This window comes from Varibaculum cambriense (assembly GCF_032557235.1).
GTDB classification, from domain to species: Bacteria; Actinomycetota; Actinomycetes; order Actinomycetales; family Actinomycetaceae; genus Varibaculum; species Varibaculum cambriense_C.
The window spans coordinates 21433-40335 of sequence record NZ_JAWGMB010000003.1; the positions used below are offsets into that span (position 1 = coordinate 21433).

At 51.1% G+C, this 18903-nt stretch carries 5 protein-coding genes; all 5 read right to left on the reverse strand.

From position 1 onward, the window contains the following. Positions 1-131 precede the first annotated feature (131 nt). On the reverse strand, positions 132-6938 hold the full coding sequence (locus E6072_RS03175) for a beta-galactosidase (RefSeq protein ID WP_316693674.1): 6807 nt from the start codon (positions 6936-6938) through the stop codon (positions 132-134). 75 nt (positions 6939-7013) lie between these two features. Further along, a complete protein-coding gene (locus E6072_RS03180; protein WP_278619534.1) occupies positions 7014-11192 on the reverse strand; it encodes a family 20 glycosylhydrolase in 4179 nt (1392 codons plus the stop codon). 131 nt (positions 11193-11323) lie between these two features. Beyond that, positions 11324-14539 (reverse strand): alpha-L-fucosidase, encoded by a 3216-nt coding sequence (locus E6072_RS03185; RefSeq protein ID WP_278619533.1) that lies wholly within the window; start codon positions 14537-14539, stop codon positions 11324-11326. Between the two features lie 244 nt (positions 14540-14783). Continuing rightward, complete coding sequence (locus tag E6072_RS03190) at positions 14784-15791, reverse strand: hypothetical protein (protein ID WP_316693675.1); 1008 nt, start codon at positions 15789-15791, stop codon at positions 14784-14786. Between the two features lie 93 nt (positions 15792-15884). After that, the gene (locus E6072_RS03195) at positions 15885-18782 is read right to left on the reverse strand and encodes a class I tRNA ligase family protein (RefSeq protein ID WP_316693676.1); all 2898 of its coding nucleotides are present in this window, start codon (positions 18780-18782) and stop codon (positions 15885-15887) included. Positions 18783-18903: the final 121 nt, after the last annotated feature.

Here is an 18903-nt window from a genome sequence, read left to right on the forward strand (position 1 = left end):
CCCGAAAGTGACGAGTACTATTAATCTTTTCGATTTTCATCCAGATGAGCAAGCCCTAACCCTAGGTATTTACTCAGGTTATAACGCGGTGAGATGGAAACCTCATTTGGGTTTCCACCCCACCAATTTGGTTATTTTTCTTCCAGCCATCGCTGGCGGTAACGCATCCCGATTCCTACCCCCAATGCCAATAGCGCGATTAATAAAGCGGAGACGCCCTCGGTACCGGTACGCCTCAATCCCTCTTTAACGGTCTTTCCCTTTGAAGAGGGCGTTTTAGCGTTTTCTGTAGGAGTCGCCTCTGGGGAAGGATCCGGGGTGTCCGGTTTATCCGGAGTATCCGGGGTTTCCGGGGTGTCCGGTTCAACTTCCCCAGGGTTATCCGTTAGCGCAGTTACTGGTAATAAGGCATTCATTTGGGAAAGATGAACCGCACGCAGCACTACGTTTTCTGGCCCCGCATCAGCTTCTTTACCAATAACCGCAATTGCCGCCGTGTTCTTGCCGTTTAGATTAAGGAAAGCCGCCGGGATAGTGAAGGAATCCTGCGGTCCGATATCACCGATATAGATACCGGTATTCCACCCATTAATAAACAGTAACGCCTGAGAATGGTCGGTTCGGGTCTGCTGGGTATTGCCGAAGCGCCGCGAGAGCACATCCAGGCGGAAAGCTACATCGGCATCTTTAGGTACGTTTAAATCGAAAGTGGATCGATACCAGGTAACCCCGGCCTCGTCCGCATGCATATCAGTAGCCGCTGTCCACTTAGAGTCATCTAAACCTGGCAGATGCCAGCCTTGACGCTCGCCATATAAACCACCGTTATTGTAAAGACCCCGCGCTTTATCTTTAGTGCCGCTCTTATCGGCAGCGCCTTGAATCTTCCAGGTAACTGTCCCATCCTGAGCGGGAATAGTAGCTGAATACAATCCCCGGTTTTGGCGTGATAACCCATTATCTGACCAGTCCAGGTTTTGCCCCAGGTTATTTACTAGCACCGCTAAAACTACTTTATCGCCGGCTTTAATCCCTTTAGCGGTAAAAGTCTGGCCTGTGCCAGCTGCGCTGGCCGCGCCCAGCGACTTCCCATTTGCCCACACTTGCATAAAGGCGGGATTCTTGCCATGCCCGGGCACTCCGGAACCCCCGTTAGCGTTTAGAGTGATAACTGGGGAATCACTGCTGGCCACAAAGGTAGCGCGATACCATACGGAGCCTTCATAGAAACCGTAATAATTCGAGTCAAGCACCAGTCCATTCCCGCTGGGGGCTTGCCATTTATGGTTACGTTGCTTACCGTTAGCCACCTGCCAGGCGCTATCGTCAAAATCGATTTCCTTTTCCGGAGCGCCCTCCTGTTTCACCCACTTTAGCTGGGGCGGCTCATAGCTTAGCATCTGCGGAATAAATTTGGTGAAACCGGCATAAATACCTTCGGTTTCACTTACTCCCGCTTTGCCCCCATTCCAACTCGCGCTCTTTGCGCCTTTAGGAAGCAGCACATAGGGAGTTTGGCTCTGAGAATCAGTAGTGCCATTAACCTCGGAATTCGTGCCGTTTAAGCTCCAGTTACGAGCGAGCTCTGCGCCCTCTACCGCTAAACGTTTGCCACTGCCTCCCTCACCGGTATTTAGTAACCAGGTAGTTTGTGCGTAGGTGCGGTCAATAATCCGCAAACGCAGCGTATCTCCCGCACTGGCTGCCCTATCTGAGGCAGCCGGGGTGATAGTAATATCGGTAGGCTCGGCAGAATACTTATAGTTCAAACGCAGCGTCTTATACTGCTCATTCCAGGTAACCTCTACCCCTTTAGGCGCTTTCACCTGCGGCTTAACCGGGTAACGTAGCAGAGTTTCCCCATCGTCTCCCGCTACCCCGAGCAGGTACTGTACCTGGGCATTATCGGTAGCAATCGGGGAACCGAATAGCTGCGAGGTCGTGTATAGCAGTTTTTGTCCCGCAATTTTCATATCCGCGCTCATCAGCAACGCATCCCGGCCATGCAAAGTCAGAGCAGTTCCCGCTTTTTGTGGAATCCGCGACCAAGAGTTTTCTCCATCTTTGACGCTGGTTCCGGTATTGAACTGATCTATGGCATCTTTATCGGGGAATACTCGCAAAGCATCTAGCGATACGAAAGTACCTTTAGAACCCGCAAAAGGCTTGCCGGTGACTTCAACTTTTAAGGTGTGCTTACCGGCACTTAAACCCCGCACACTATATAAAACCTGCTGGGCGCGCGCGGTGTTAGTGACTTCTTCTTCGGTCTGCCCCACTTTCTTCCCGTCAATAAACACATCGGCTATGCCGTGATTACCGGAGAAAGCCCCAATAATATCGATTCCCACCCCGTTAAAGTCATAGGTATAAGAATCACCTTTACGGGCAGAATAGGTTTCGTCTCCTTGATAATCCCCGCTAGTCCAGTTTTGCCCGGTAGCATATTCCCAAGATGAGGCAGTCCCGACGGCGGGATTATATTTAATAGCCGGGTCATTATTGTTCACCACTACCCAGGGCGTGGCGCTGGCTCCCAGGACGTTGAGCGCATCTAGCTGGACTTTTGTGCCCCCAGTAGTAGATCCCTCGGCGCTTTGCCCCAGCACCCGCACCTTCAGGGTGTGTTTACCGGCAGGAAGATTACTCTTAGAGAACACAACTTTTTGGGTAGGTTTATTCTGTTCGGTTCCCACCCAGCCAGTTACTACCTGTTCCGCCTGGTCATCGAGCTTTACCGCGAATTTTCCATGATCGGTTCCGGTGGCTACCGCAATCTCGATTCCCGTGCCGGTAAACTCGAAGGCGACTTCCTCGCCCGCTTTGCTGGCCTCGTGGATACTTCCTTTCCAAGCTGAATCGTCCTTAACCGACTTCCAACCCGTCGAATACTTTAGCTCGCTGTCATTATCATCGTGATTAAACCTTGCCCCCACTCCGGCGGCATTGGCTAAATCCAAAGCAAAAGTAAACTTATTGGTACTGGTGTCATTGGTGTTATTCAAAACAAACCCCAGAGTGCGCCCACCGTTACCGGTAGCTGAAAGCGCCGCTGCGCCCTCGGAAGAAATCCGTTGATACCCTCTAATCTGGGCGTCGCCGCTGACCCTCTTAATATCGGGTTTAGCTACCGGATTAGAGGTTACATATTGGGGATTGGCTTGCAAATAGTAGGCAATCTCTTTTTGCGCCCCAAATTTGTCTTTCCGAATCGTTCGATCTTCGTCTATGCCAGCCCCATAGTCATAACTGGTAAAACCAGAGGAAGGAGAACCGGTATAACCCCAGTTAGTGCCGCCAAAAATCATGTAGTAGGTATAGGCTTTCACTCCGTTACCGGCAAGGACTGTCCCCCACTGGCGCACAAAGTTTCCATCGGTGAAACGGGCGCATTTTTCGGGAGTAAAGTTTGCTCCCCAGGGAGTGAAAGCACCCCCTTGCCCTTCGGCAATAAAATGCGGACCTTTCGGTTCATAATTGCGGAAAGTCTGTTCAACATCATCGAGGTTCCCGCGTCCTGCCCCGCAATTGAAGCCCAGCGGATAACGATCGTAAGTGTAAAAATCAGTGCTGCCATATTTACCGGCCGGGTTTCCGGCTTTATTCGGAGCAAAGCGTCCTGCCAATCCCCAGTCATTTTCAAACAGGGGAACATTTATCCCATCAGCGCGTACAAAGTTGCTTAGCTCTTTTAGGAATGCGGTCGTGCTGGGATTTTCTGCCAGCAGCTCATTTTCCACCTGATACATAATGATGGAGCCGCCTCCCTCGGTAATCAGGTGTTTCTTTGCGATATTGTTGAAGGCTTTCAACCAGCTCTTAGAGGCGGCCAAGGCTTTCGGGTCAGTTGAACGCAAAGAGGACGCCCCGTAGTTAGTCATATATGCGGGCAGACCTCCCATTGAAATCTCGGCATTGACGTAGGGACCGGGACGAGCAATCACATATAGCCCTTCTTCCTTAGCCATCGTCAGCAACAGGTCAATGTCGCGGCGAGTGCCTTTATCGAAATTGAAGGGACCGCCCTCTTCGCTTTGATGATCGCCCCAGAAGAAATAGAAAGATACCGCATTGAATCCGGCTGCTTTTATCTTTTGGAGGACGTCGCGCCAAGCCTGGGGGGACGGGATTCGCCAAGGATGGAACTCACCAGCCCAAACTTGTAGCCGCTCACCATCTATTTTCAAAGAATGATTATCCCAGGTTACTTTATGAGGTTTACCGTCATTTCCGGGAAAACTATAGCTGCTCTTAGGGAAAGAACGCTCCGTGCTTTCCCAGGTGGTATCGCTTTGGCTGGTTTGAGTTCCCGGCCCGGGGGGCGTTTGACCGCTAAGGGCTGGCACCTGAATAACCGCGCTGGCCAGACCGGTATCACTCTTACCGTCTAGGGACTTTAATCCGCTGGCTTTTGCGCTCAGTTGCGCCTGGTAGCTACCTTTGGGAACTTTTGTCAGATCGGCATAAACCTTAAAGACCGAGTTCATCTGTTTGCCGGTTTGATAGGAACCGTTTACCGGTATGTACTCTTTATCCAAAGTGGTACTTACCGGCACATTTATCGCATTTTGGGATTCTTTCGGCGTCAGGGTCAAAGACAAATCCAGGTTATCGTTACCTTTGCCGGGAGCCGAAACATATCCGATTAACTGCCGATTAGCTTTGCCAATTCCCTTTCCTTGGGAATCTGTGGCTAGCGGGGATAATGCTGGGGAAATCCGCCAGGTGACCTGAGAGCCGTTAAAGAAACTGGTGTCCGTAGCGTTTAGGGTAGTTGCCTGTTGGGCAACCTCGCCCCGGAAGCGTTCCCAGTTCTTATTAGCCTGGTTTGTCCAGCCCATCTCGGCGTGAGCTAGGAGCCGCGGGAACGCAATATACTCGATATCTGCCAGATTGCGCACGCCCTCGCTCCAGACTGCGCCCTCGACCCCCAGGATTCCTTTATCGTCACTGAGCCCCATGACCTGCTGGGGCTGGGCATCATAGGCGTGTTTCAAAGTGCATTCCCCGCCGGGGCAAGCCCAACTGGGAGCCACGTGTGAGCGGTCTTCGCGTTGGGGATAATAGAAGTAGCTGGCGTTAGAGACAATAAATTTGCCGCCTTTAGCTACGAAATCATTGCGTAGCTGGGCGCGATTAGGAGCCGCCGAGTCGGTATTCCACCACTGGACTACCCCACCATTGTCGGCAATCCCGGCAGCCCCCACACTCTTTAAAGCTTCATCCCAAACGATGGGGGTTTGCTTCATGGCTTTTACTTTGGGCAGAATCTGCTGCATATATTGCAGGTAGTGCTGGTGATCCATACTATTAGCTTCATCGCCGCCAATATGCAGATAAGTGTTGTTAGAGTTTTGCGCCAAAATCTTCAAAACGTGCTGCATAAAGGTGTAAGTGTGGGGATTTAAAGCATCCAGATTCACTTTCATATTGTTTTTCGAGTAATTTGGCTGCCCAATCGTGTCTTGACCGGCTTCTGGCTTGGGGTTAGAGTTTTCCGAGTTCAGCTGCGGTATAGAATATAGGGCTGCCTCTGTGTGACCGGGAGTATCGATCTCGGGAACAATCGCTATCCCTAATTTATTGGCAGTTGCCACCATTTCTCGGTAATCATCCAAGGTGTAGTAGCCAGTTCGTCCCGCCTGGGGTGCACGGCCAATATCTCCGGCTCGTAAACCGGCACTGCCTCCGCGTTTAGCCAGCTGGCTATAGTCAATCGGGTCAGCAGCGTCTTTGCCCTCATTCGGGATATCAATCCGCCAGCCCTCATCACTTAGATGCAGATGCAAAGTGTTCATCTTGAAGCGGCTCATAGAATGCATCAGCTTGATGACTTCATTCTTGGGAATGAAGGAGCGCGCCGGGTCAAGCATTAGCCCGCGCCAAGAATAGCGAGGACCGTCTTGAATAGTCATCGCCGGTATCGGCATTAAAGATCCTACGGTAACTTGAGGAAATACTGCCCAAGGTCCTAGCAATTGCAGCAGCGATTGGGTTGCCCATAGCGTCCCGCTGGCAGTGCGCGCGGTTATGGTTACCCGGTTCGGCGCAATCTGTAAGGTGTAGGCTTCATTCATTTGTTCCTTGCCTACCCCACTGACGGTTAAGTTCGGATTGATAACGTAATTAATCTGGGTTTTAGCACTAGAAGTGGCGGATACCGGTAGTTTGTATCCGGTGGATTTCGCTAGCGTCTCGGCAAGATATTTAGCGGGCTCCCCCGCTAAGCCACTGGCAGTAATCTCGCTATCTTTGGTGAGGGTGAACCGAGAATTATTTCCGGCAAGTTCAGCTTTTTGCGGGTAGGGAATCAATTGATTCAGCTGAGCCAGATTTTCGTTATCTGTCGGGGTGGGATCTGAAGTTAGAGTCCCACAAGCTGCTATTTCCCACAGTGATAGTCCCCACTGCTGTGATTTGCCAGAAATCTGCATTTTCAGGTAGCGCATTTTTTCGCTGCCGTTAAAGGTGTGCTCGGTGGTTCCAGCTTTTTTACCGTTCTGGTTGGTTACTAAATCCCGCCAGGTGTTGCCATCATTGCTGGCTTGCAACTTGTAGGGTTTACCGAAAGTGTTTCCCCAATAAAGCTGTACTTTGTTAATAGTAGCGGTTCCGGCAAAATCGATGGTCAGGGCAGCGTTATTGTCGCTTCCGGCGGCTGACCAGCGACTGGCAGATTTTACGTTGTGTACTGCCGGAGTAGCTTTATCATCGGGGCCGATATTACCATCAACTGCCAGCTCTGGCCCTTTTTCTCCCGCTACTTCCCGGCTGGTGGCGTTTACTGTTTTCCCGACTGCCAAATTGTCTGCGCACAGAGCACTATCCCCGGGCGCGAGCGCCTGGGCACTGCTCGCTGGGATTAGCACCGACATTAAAGCCACTGCCGCTGTAACCACAGTGGCATTTATCCGGCGTTTCCAACTAACCTTACTCATTTATTTACCTTTCCCAGCCTCTTTGCTCAGATTCTTATATGTCTTTCGGAAGCGCCTTGCCGCGCCGTTCCACTTTTACCTGTGAGTTCGGTGTCGGCTCAGCAGCAACACTCCACCAAATCCGATACTTAGCGCTGCTAGTAGCAGCGATAGCTCACTGGAAGCACCGGTGGAGGGCATCGCAGAAGTAGTGTTCTGCTGGCGGGGTTTAGCGGTAGGCTTCGACCCGGTGCTGCCCGGTTTTACCGCCCCACTATCGCTACCTGCTCCTGGTTTAGTATCTGGTTGCCCATCGGGCTTTCCAGGTTTATCCGGGTTCGGGTTATCGGGATTGGGCTCCTCAGGCGAGAGCGCGCATTGTTCTTTTTCAGTTGCGCTCATATCGCGAGCGCCCTTCTCGGTAGTCACCTGGGCATTAGCAGTATCAAGCACCCATTTAGCTCCAGCTGCATCCCAAATATATTCAGTAGTGGTAACGCTGCGGGTCTGCATAACTTTGAAGGTCTTACAATTGCTGGCTTCTTGCCCTGGGGAGTCAGTCCAGTCGCCTTTTACCACCTGAGGAGCCGGTTTTTCGGGTTTTTCCGGCTGCGGCGGATCAACTTGACCCGGGTCGTCGCCCATATCTAGGGTCCATTCGCTCTTTGCGCCCTCTTTAAACCTAAATAGGTCGCTCGCGGGCCGAGCTACAATTTTGGTTTTTCCATAGGGCAGCGGGACTACCTGCTGCGGGGTTAGCAGCTCATCGCCCAAGTAATAATTAACCCCCGTAACTAAAGGCACTAGGAAAAATCCGGGATATTCTTTCCCTTGCTCCGTTAAGGGTTGCTTTTCAGCTACGGGAGCAACCGGGGTTACTTCCGTTCCGTTTTGAGCGCACAAAGCTCCGAAACGAATCTCAGCTGCACCCCCAAAATCATTTCCTGCCTGGGAATTTAGCTGAACCATCCGCACGTATTTGCCACTTAACTGTTTGTCAGCTGCAAAGTTAAATACTTGCGGGTCGGCATGATTCTTCAAAGAACCACTAATGACACTCTTCCAGTCGCTGCCATTTTCGGATACTTCAATCCGGAAATCTTTAACCCGCGAGTTTTCTTGCCCGCTGCGTGCCGTATATTCAAACCCGGTAATCTGGCATTTTTGCTCTGGCGCGGCTTTGAGCTGCGCGGTAACGGTGTGCGGGAAAGTACCGGCAGGAGCAGCCCAGCGGGTGTGCCAATAGGTATTGGGATCACCGTCAAATGCGGCGCTCACCGGCCCGGAGGGTTTTGGTTCATTGTCTGCCTGTGAGGAGGCAGTAATGCTTTCATATCCGCAATTCGGGTCATTCATCGTGGGGCATTGCGCAACTGGGTTTAGCAGTTCCTCGCGATCAGACACAATGGTGGCGGTGACTTCGGCACTTCTATTAGCCCCAATCTGGGTGGCGCGAAGTTGATGCGTGCCGGTGTCTTGGGGGCGTAACACTTTTTCTGCCTTGTCAAAGAATGGCAGATAGTACTCGGCGCTTCCATCTGCCCCGGGCATTGCCAAGAACTGGTCTTTGTCATTCCAGGCGAGTTTTACATATTTGCCAGGTTCAAATCCACTGAGCTTAACTTTTACCCGCTCATAGGGGCGGATGAGATTCTTTTCAATGGTGATAGTCGGTTTTTTACTTCCGTCCCAGGAGGCATTTTCACTGGGATCGGGGGCACCATTTGCCACATTTACTGTAAAAGTGGCTTTCTGTCCGTTTGAGCCCGTAATAGTACCGGTATAGGTTCCGAGATTCGCATAGGGGTGTTTTCCGGTCACTTTATATAGCGGGCTGCTATGTAAGGCATCTCGGGAATGGCTTTGGGTGAATATTGCCGGTGAGGGCGCGGAGCCGTCACCCCAATCGATAGTGGCGCTAAAGGGAGTATCCCCGAGGGCGGAAGCGGCGTTATCGGCTTTCGTTATTTGCGTTCCCGCAGAATTCTTCACAGTGCCGGGAGCCGCAAATTCGCCTACTGTAAGATTTACGGAGCGTCCGGGCGCAACTTTTTGGTTTACCCCGGCTAATGCGGTTTGCCAATTGGCTTTCGGGCCGTCAAAGAAATTCACTGCCGAAATGGCGAGCCTATCTCCCATAGCCGCCATGCGTTGTTTGAACTGGTTTACATTTCGTTTAGCTTGTGGAGTCCAGGCTACTTCCGCATGAGAGATTGAGCGCGGCCACATTAACCATTCTGCCTGGTATCCCCCGCGAATAGTTTCTGACCATTGCACGGCTACTGTCCCTACAATGCTGCTTTCGGAAATCCCTTGGATTACTTGCGCGGGATCCCAGTTATAGTATTTATCGAAATCTCCAGTTCCACTCCAGGTTAAACCGATACTGTTACCGCCGGGAACTCCATATTTCATATCTATATAGGCGGTCGAGGCATTTGATACCGCGACTTTAACGCCCTCGTTTTGGATTGCTCGTTTCGTGTTAGCGGTATTCCCGGTCCAATACTGTACCAAGTCCCCAGGCTGTAGCGTGTTTGAGGCTATTTCATTCCACCCGATAGGAGATTTGCCTTGATCGCGAACTGCTTTCGCGGACATATTCAGAAATTCGTTGAATTTGTTTTTACCGAGTTTGGTAACCATATCGTGGGATTCGTCCCCTCCGATATGAAGAATTTTACCGGGGGTAAGCCCGGCTAGCTGTTTAAATACGTGGCGGACAAAATACTGGGTGTGCTTTGAGTCCGGATCCAGGTAGGAATATCCCACATCTCCCGTCCCATTAGCGGGGGCAACTTGCCATTTAGCCGGATCAGTGATGGCGTTGCCCTCGGCATCTACAGTGCCATTATGAGAGGAGTTGGCAGAGTTTAATTGCGGGATGGCGTGCAGCGCCGCATTGGTGTGTCCAGGCATATCAAACTCGGGCTGAATCGTTACGAAACGGTCGGCCGCATATTTGACCAGTTCTTTATATTCTTCCTGAGTGTAGAAACCATGATGCCCCAATTCGACTACGTTATCGTCTGCCTGCTGACTAGAGCCGGTTAAATCCTTTAAGGAATAGGCTTCCGAGTTCCAGTTCATTGCGGTTTTTCCGGAAATCTCGGTGAGCTTGGTGTAGTCGATAGTGTCCCCAGTTTCGCGTCCCTCATTGGTTATTTGTAGCCGCCAACCCTGGTCATCTGAAAGGTGCAGATGCAGACGCGAGCCTTTCACATTGGCAAAAGTGTCAATCATTTGTTTTAAGTCAGCGATTGTGAGGAACGAGCGGGCTACATCTGCTTGTATCGCGCGGTGTGCAAACCGGGGCGCGTCCTTGACCGTAATCGCGGGGGCTAGCCACTGGGTGTTTACCTGATGGGGAGAATAGATAAAGGCGGGGAATAGTTGCAGCAGGGTACGGGTAGCATTCCAAACCCCTTGCGCAGATTTTCCGACAATCTCTACCCCGCTTTCACTGACCTTTAAGCTATAGGCTTCCTCGATATTTCCACTGGTTAAACCGGTGGTATCTAGAGCGGTGTCTACCCGTAAACTGATTTGTCCGTCTTTGCCCACTGGCAGGGGAAATCCGGTGGAGGCTCGCATAGTTTTGGCGGTCATCTCCGCTACCGTTTTAGAAGCGGAATCGGCTTTGATTTTAGTGTCTGCGCCTAATTCAAAATTGCCTTCTCCGGGAGTCATTTCAGCAGGCAGTGGAATCAAATTAGGCTGGGCGGGAGCTACCGGTTCTGCCCCGTCCCATACTTCAAATTCAAATAAAGAAACCCCGTATTTAATTCCTTGGAAAGGTGTGCGACTCTCGGCCTGCATTTTCACGTATTTCCAAGTTCCATTAGCGGTAGCGGCATTGAGTTTTTGGGTATCGGTGCTGGAACATTGTGGGCGGATAGTGTCGCTGGCTTTTTCCCAAGTGGTTCCGTCATTTGAAACCTCTAAATGATAGGAGGCGGCACAGGCGGCTTCCCATTTAATAGTTATGTGGTCAATTTTAATGGCTTCTTTTAGGTGTACCGCAATCCAGGCTTGGTCACTGTGATTGGATGACCAGCGAGAATCACCACTGTCGTTACCATCAATAGCGGCCTGCGCTTGCCATTTATCAGCAACTTCATTCCCGGAAGCACTAACGCTCGCGCCATTGGCTGCTAACGCTTGATTAGTTGGCTCCGCAGCCTCTGCTGTCCCAATGCCGGCTGGTAATAATGCCGCTAGCGTCAGAGCGCCTGCCCCTAAAAGGCAAAATACCTTTTTAGACCGGTTAAACATATCTTGCACCTTCCTGTTTCTCAATCCCGCAATTGTGTTGTTGCCGCCCAATCAAACCTGTTTAAGGAGGTGATTTTAGGGGAAGTTTCTCCCCTAAAATCACCTGTTATCTTTTTCCACTCAAGGCACCATCAATGCTGCTTAGAGCGGAAGTTGTTCACCAGAACCAAAGCTAGCCCCAAAGGCATCCCTAGCAGAGTTAATAGCAATAATTCGCCCGCGGAAGTCCCGGTATTTACCAAATCTGGATTGCGTACCTGCCGATCCGCGCCTTTTTGCTGAGCATTGGATTTTTGTTTGCTATTGGACGTATTCGTCCCCCCAGATGGGGCGGTTGTCCCGGGTTTGTCAGTTGTCCCTGGCTTTTCTCCAGGAGTATTCGTTCCCGGTTTTTCTGATTCCCCGCCGCTTTCTCCCGGTTTATTTCCGGGGCAGGCGCTCTTTTCGGCTGCGGTCATGCCTCGCAATCTGGTCTCGGTCTTTTCCACAGCATTTGCGTCATCGAGAATCCATTTAGTGGTATCCCAACGGTAATCCGTGGTGGTAACGGTGCGGGACTGACTGACTTTTCCTTGCCCGCAATCGCTGCTATCCGGAACGTCTTGCCACTTACTAGCCGCAACTTTTGCATCCGGTTTCTGAGGTTTAGGTAGATTAAGCTGCCAACCAGCTGCCATCTTCGGAGCGAACTCGTCCCAAGCGGTGCCTTCACCTACTTTAGGAAGCTGATCACCGTCGTAAACATCCACTATTATGGGCTGCTCCTCAGTGCCAAAACCGTAGTAGCGTAGATCCGATTGCGGGAAGACGGCACCTGACTTCAAATGAATTTTTGCGCCTTTAGGTAAACGCAATCCTCTTAACTGTTCTAAGGAGTTAAAGGGACTAGTTAAAGTACCTAGTCCGGCTTCCTTAGCGGCAGAATCAACATAATAATCCAGTTGCACTTCCGGATCTTGATTTGCACTTCCAAAAAGCCGTAAATCTGAAAGAGCAAATGGTCCGCGATCGTCCGTTACCCTAACCCGGAATTTTTGTGCCGTCTCTGGCGCAGCCAGTTGCACAATCCGGCGAACCCCCACAGTTCCGGTAGCGGAATTACGGTTGATCTTCACCGGCTGCCATCCGTCAGCAGTTTCTTTCTCAATCACAAAACTTTGAATGTTTTGGCCGTGATTTAAAGTATCTTCCGCCAAGGAAACATAGTTAACAGTTTTTTCTGCTCCTAAATCAATCTCAAAACTGGTTTCCCCAGTGTAGGCTTGTCCTCCCGTGCGCAAATTATTGTCGGTGTAAACACTAGTGCTTTCCCCACCTACGTTAACAGGTCGTCCTAAAGCATGGTCGAGTGCGAAAGCCTTTCGTCGCTCAGCCGCAAAATCCTGTAAAGCTTTTATCTCGTTAGCAGAGAATTTCCCAGTCTTATTCGGAGGTACATTCAAAAGCATTACCGAGTTACGAGCCACATTTTCGAGATATTTGTTCCATAACGCTGTGCCAGATTTAACGGTTGAATTATCCTCATCCGCATCAATCTGCCAGAACCAATCCCTGGTAAGCTTCATATCAGCTTCGGCTGGCCACCAGCGTAGATATTGCGCTCCCCCGCTGCGAACCGCATTAACTATTTGGTCATCGCTGCCCAAGTTCTGGTTAAAGTGCCCCGCTTGTCCGCTAATATCAATTTTCCCGGACTCCAGCTGTTTGACCGGAATAACTGAGGGCTCATTTGCGCGTCCTCGCCCCTCCTCATTACCGATCCAACGTACGTCAGGGCCGCCCACTGCGATAACCGCATTCGGTTGCAATTGGCGAATTAAATCGTAGTAGGCAGAATAATCAAAAAGCTCATGTTTATCGGTGTTACCGGCAGCCCCATCAAACCAAACTTCGTCAACGTCGCCATATTGAGTCAATACTTCGTAGAGTTGATTCAGGAAATACTCCCCATAATCAGTTGCCGGATATTTATAGAACTTATCGATTTTTCCAGAACGGTCATCCCCATCTATTAGGGTGGGAATCGTGCGCTCGGTTTTTGCCGATCCGTTTCCAAAGAGTCCCTTAATTTCTGCACTCGAATCAGCAGGTGACAGGTAGAATCCTACCCGCATCCCATATTTTTTCGCGGCCTTGGCTACGTCTCGGGGAATATCGGCGTTTGGTACTGCCGAAGAGCCGATATCGTGGTCAGTGTAGCGCGAATCGTATAGCAAGAATCCATCATGGTGCTTGACAGTCAAAATAACTGTCCCAAAACCTGCCTCTGCCAGATTCTTTACCCATTGGTCGACATCTAAATCCTGGGGCGCGAAACGCTGAGGATCCTCCGTACCATGCCCCCAACCTTGATTGTAGAAAGTGTTAACCCCGTAATGAATAAACGCGGTTAATTCTTGTTCTTGCCAGCGCAACTGCTCCTTAGTAGGTCTGACTAAGGATGCTTTTTTCAAAATATGTTCGCGACAGTCAGCGGGACTTACCGCAATTTGAGTTGCTGGTTCGATTTCTTCCCAGGCGGCACAGGGAACATCATCGGGATTTCCCTCCTGACTCTCAGCAGGCTGAAATTCAAATCCGTCCTGGTAATTGTAGCTATTTGCTGAGGTAAAACGTAACGCCTGCAAACTACCTTTCAGCCCTCTATTTTGAGCATTGGGAGCCGTATGCACTTCCGCCCCGAACCCGAACCTTGACTCTAAACCGTTTGAAACCACCGCCGGCGCGGGGCTTACAATCTCTGGATACTCGTTTCCGTCTACGGCAACCTTTACCGCGGTGCCCCCGTTTTTAGGCCAAACAGTCACCGATAGCGCATGCTCTTTCCCCGCTGCTGGAGCCAAAATAGTCTGCTTGGTGTCTGCCCAACGTCCTCCTTGTTGATAAGACAGACCATATTCTAAGTGACCGGCATCAACATACCGTACAAAAAGGTTGCCGCCGGCAGAAAAAATAGTAGCGAGATTATTTTGATCCGCCTGCGGAGTATATTTCACCTCAGCTGTAAATCCGTTGGTAGCAACCCCCTCGCCTAGAGTAAAAAACACGGTACCCGTGCCCGAAGTGCGAGCACTGGTATAGAAAAGACCCTGGTTACCTCCAGCTAATACAATCTTGCCAGTTTCTTGAGTTTCTCCCCCATCTTTGCGGGTAACTGCGCCTTTGAGGATTTCATCCGCCTGGGTGGTCAACCCTCCGCTCTCTAAAGATCCCCCGAATGCAACATTTAATAAATCCGTGTCCGCAGCCTTAGCTAGGGAAATCCCCCCTAGCGCCCCTATAGATAACGAGGCAGAAAATAGGAATACGGCACAAGAACGCAGCAAACGTTTTAAACTTTTCTTCACTTCTTCGTGTCTTTCTGAGTACTGATCAAAGGACAGCGTCATTACTGCCCGGGGGACGTACCCTTTTAGTTCCAAGGGTGCTGTCAGTTTAACAAAAGGAAATACTCAGGAACGAATCTTTCTTTGAAAATGAGACTAAGCTTTCACCGGGGCTAGGTTTGCCCAATCCTTACCGAGGTGAACGACACCGGTGGCTAAATCCGGGCTAAGGATTCGCCACCAAGAAAACTACTTAAGTGAGAGCCTACTGCCGGTTAAGGGGACTGCGATGCTCCAGGGCAGCGTGAAACTCTTGCACTTGCCCCGGTGCCACCGTAATTAGGCCTTCGCATTCTGAACGGTTAAAAGCATCTGTCATCGCCAGCAGTGGTTCTACCGCTACCGCGATACCTCGCCGATAGGCCAAATCCTGACCAGTATAGATCTGGAAAGAGCCTAAGCCCAGCCCCTGCCGTGCCCCAATCAACTCTACGGCAGTTTGAGAACCATCCACATGGTCAACTAAGGCGGTAGCCACCCCATCTTCAGCCACTAGGGAAGTCATCCCCCAGTCAATGTCGCGGCGGTGCACCAAAGTAACCGGATAAGCTTGGGTGGAAAATCCTTTTATTCCTGGTTTAGGAATCAGATTCTTATCAGTTTGGATACGAACTTGGGAAGGCACCGTGATTTTAGTAGTTTCCGCGCTGCCTGCCTGACACACCAGGTAGGGATGCCACCCCAAGGTAATCGGCGCGTCTGCCTCACCATTATTTCTGGCCACTATATCTAGGGAAAGCCGATGGGGATCAGCGCATATCCGATAGGTAACTTCCACTTCCACTTCAAAGGGATAGGCTTCGAGCTTCGGTACCTGAACCTTTGCTCGCAGGAAGTCTTCCCCCGCCTCAACTAACTCAAAAGGTTGATCTGCTACCAAACCATGTAACGCCAGCGAACCGCCCACGGTTTTCCCTGCGAAATCATACTCGCGGCCTTGGAAACTGTATTTGCCATCACGTAAACGATTTGACCAAGGAGCCATAACCGCATTCCGGAAACCATCCATATCCCGAGCCTCTTGCGCGTCACGATACCCGTCAAGGACGTGTACCGTACGCTGCTGTAGAGTATGCCCGCTGTCAGGAGGTAACGGAACCTCTGAAATGCTTTGAAATTGGTCTTCTACCTGCCAATCCAGGACAGTTGCCCCGATTTTGGCGATCGATACCGAGTCTTCGCCCGCTTTCAGCGTCCAGGTTTCGAAACTCAAGTTTGCTCCTTAAAAATAAAACAAGGTAATACCAAAGAGCCCTTACCTATTAGTCTATAGCTCACGCAGATTATTCAGGGCACTTATTTCTATTTATTTCTTTTTCCTTATTACTACGTTCACTAATTTTGGTTCTCGCACTATCACCTTCAAAGGTTCGCTTCCCGCAAGGGCCCGCTGCACCACTTCAGTTTCCAGTGCCTGTTTTTCTAGCTCCTCACCTGAAATAGATTGCGGCACTTGCAAGCGGTACTTAACCTTGCCGTTAATCTGTACCACCGCCGTGATTTCCTCTTCTACCAGTAGAGATTCATCGGTTACTACCGGGAAAGGCTCGCGAGCCAATGAGGAAGAGTGCCCCAGCCTATTCCAAAGCTCCTCGGCAATATGGGGAGCCAGCGGCGAAATCATTAATACCAACGCCTCTGCAGCTTCCCGAGGAACCGCTTTCAGCGCAGTCAGGTGATTATTAAGCACAATCAAATCCGAAACCACCAGGTTAAGACGCATTTCCCGATAGTCTTCGGTTACCTGCGCAATCGCCTTGGCCAGGGCACGCTGGGTTTCCAAATCGGGCGCGTCCTCGCTAACGGTTACCTCTCCAGTGTTCTCATCAATCACATTGCGCCATAGCCGCTGTAAGAAACGCTGAGATCCAACCACTGCCCGGGTTTCCCAAGGCCGCGACATATCCAGCGGTCCCATCGACATTTCATAGACCCGGAAAGTGTCCGCTCCGTATTCGTCGCAAATATCGTCAGGAGTAACGATATTCTTCAAAGATTTACCCATCTTGCCGTATTCGCGTTTAACCGGCTGTCCCTCGTAGGTAAAACCACTTGCCTCATCACCTGCTACTTCAGCGGCTGGCACGTAGGCTCCCCGCTGGTCTGTATAGGCATAGGCCTGGATATAACCTTGGTTAAACAGCTTATGGAAAGGCTCACTGCTAGAAAGATGCCCCAGGTCATAGAGCACTTTGTGCCAAAAACGCGCATAGAGCAGGTGAAGAACCGCGTGCTCGACTCCTCCTACATAAAGATCGGTACCTCCCGAGGACGCGTCCTCGCGCGGCCCCATCCAGTAACGCTCATTTTCCGCCTTAGCCAGGAAGTCTTTCTCTCCCGGATCGAGGTAGCGTAGCTCGTAGCAGCAAGAACCTGCCCAGTTAGGCATCACGTTAGTGTCCCGATAATAGGTTTGTTTACCTTGCCCCAAATCCAGTTCCACTTTTACCCATTCGGTGGCGCGCCCCAGAGGAGCTTCCGGCTGCGAATCCGCATCGTCAGGTGCAAAAGTGCGCGGAGAGAAATTATCTACCTCCGGCAAGTCCAGGGGCAGCATGGATTCCGGAAGGGCGTGCACCACTCCGTCCTCGTCATAGACCACGGGGAAAGGCTCTCCCCAGTAGCGCTGACGGGAGAATAGCCAATCACGCAGGCGATAAGTGGTGGTAGCTTCCCCCAATCCGGCAGTTTCTAGCCAGGAAGTTATTTTCTTAATGGCCTCGGCTTTACCCAAGCCGTTCAGAGAAATCTGGTCATTTGCCGAATTCTGGATGACCCCATCCCCGATCCAAGCAGCATCTTTATCTGCATCCGGCGCGGGAGTAATCGTGTAAATAATGTCCAGGTCAAACTTCTTCGCAAAATCCCAGTCACGTTGATCATGAGCCGGAACCGCCATAATCGCGCCAGTACCGTAGCCCATCATCACGTAGTCGGCTGTGAAAACCGGAATCGGACGATTATTGACCGGGTTAGTAGCAAACAAACCGGTAAATACCCCGGTCTTTTCGTGGGCATCTTCGCCGCGTTCCCGTTCACTGCGGGCAGCTGCCTGTTGTTGGTAGGCGCGCACAGCCTGCTGCGGATTATCAAATCCCCCCGTCCAAGCCTCGCGCGTATGCTGAGGCCACTGGGCGGGAATTGGCAGTGCGCCCGCAGGAAGTTCACTTTGTCCCAAACCGGAAAGAATTGGGTGCTCAGGTGCTACCACCATAAAGGTGGCTCCAAACAAGGTATCGGGACGGGTGGTATACACCTGCAGTTTTTCCGTATCTACCTGGAAAGTTACCGTCGCGCCCTGGGAGCGGCCAATCCAATTCTCCTGCATGGTGCGCACTTTTTCCGGCCAATCCAAAGTGGTCAGATCTTGGATCAGGCGGTCACCATAGGCAGTAATCCGCATCATCCATTGCCGCAGATGCGAACGGAACACTGGGAAGTTACCGCGTTCAGAGCGACCCTCGGAGGTTACTTCCTCGTCCGCTAACACCGTTCCCAGTCCTGGGCACCAGTTAACAGGGGCATAAGAAAGGTATGCCAGGCGGTACTTCTCGAGGATATCTTCGCGCTGCTTGGCGTTGAGGTCTTTCCATTGCTTACCGTGCGGCAGCGGTTTTTCCCCGCGGGCAAACTTTTCAATTAGCTCTTTAATAGGACGAGCCGCACCTTTGCCTCCATCTGGGCGGGTAGCCTCCGGATCGTACCAAGAGTTGAAAATCTGGAGGAAAATCCACTGTGTCCAGCGGTAATAATCCTGATCAATAGTAGCGAAAGAACGCCGCTGATCATGGGAGAGCCCAATACGCGCCAACTGACGATGCATAGTCGCAATATTCTCGCGGGTAGTTTTGCGCGGATGCTGCCCGGTAGTTACCGCATACTGTTCCGCGGGCAAACCAAAAGCGTCGTACCCCATGGTGTAGAGGACGTTTTTCCCTTGCATCCGCTGGAAACGCCCAGTGACATCGGTAGAGATATAACCTAGCGGGTGTCCCACATGCAGGCCTTTGCCTGATGGATAAGGGAACATATCCATTACGAAGAAAGGATCTTTGTCTGCCATGGGGCCGGCTAGGGAACCCACCGGGTTATCGGCATTGAAAGTACCCTGGTCTAACCAGTATTTTTGCCATTTTTCCTCGATCTTACCTGCCATCTGGGCGGTGTATCGATATGCCGGTATATCGCTAGCGCTCTTGCTCATGGACTATTTTCTCCCTTCATTTCTCCCTCAAAGCCTACCCCATACTGGGCGCTGACCGATTTTTACGCTAAGACCCGGAATCGGTAGCAAAACTCTATTTACCACTGGTGAACTTGCTTTA

What these genes read in the sequence shown, in the direction of transcription:
- E6072_RS03180 (WP_278619534.1), bottom strand. Translation starts at nt 11,192, where the DNA reads ATGTTTAACCGGTCTAAAAAGGTATTTTGCCTTTTAGGGGCAGGCGCT.
- E6072_RS03175 (WP_316693674.1), bottom strand. Translation starts at nt 6,938, where the DNA reads ATGAGTAAGGTTAGTTGGAAACGCCGGATAAATGCCACTGTGGTTACA.
- E6072_RS03195 (WP_316693676.1), bottom strand. Translation starts at nt 18,782, where the DNA reads ATGAGCAAGAGCGCTAGCGATATACCGGCATATCGATACACCGCCCAG.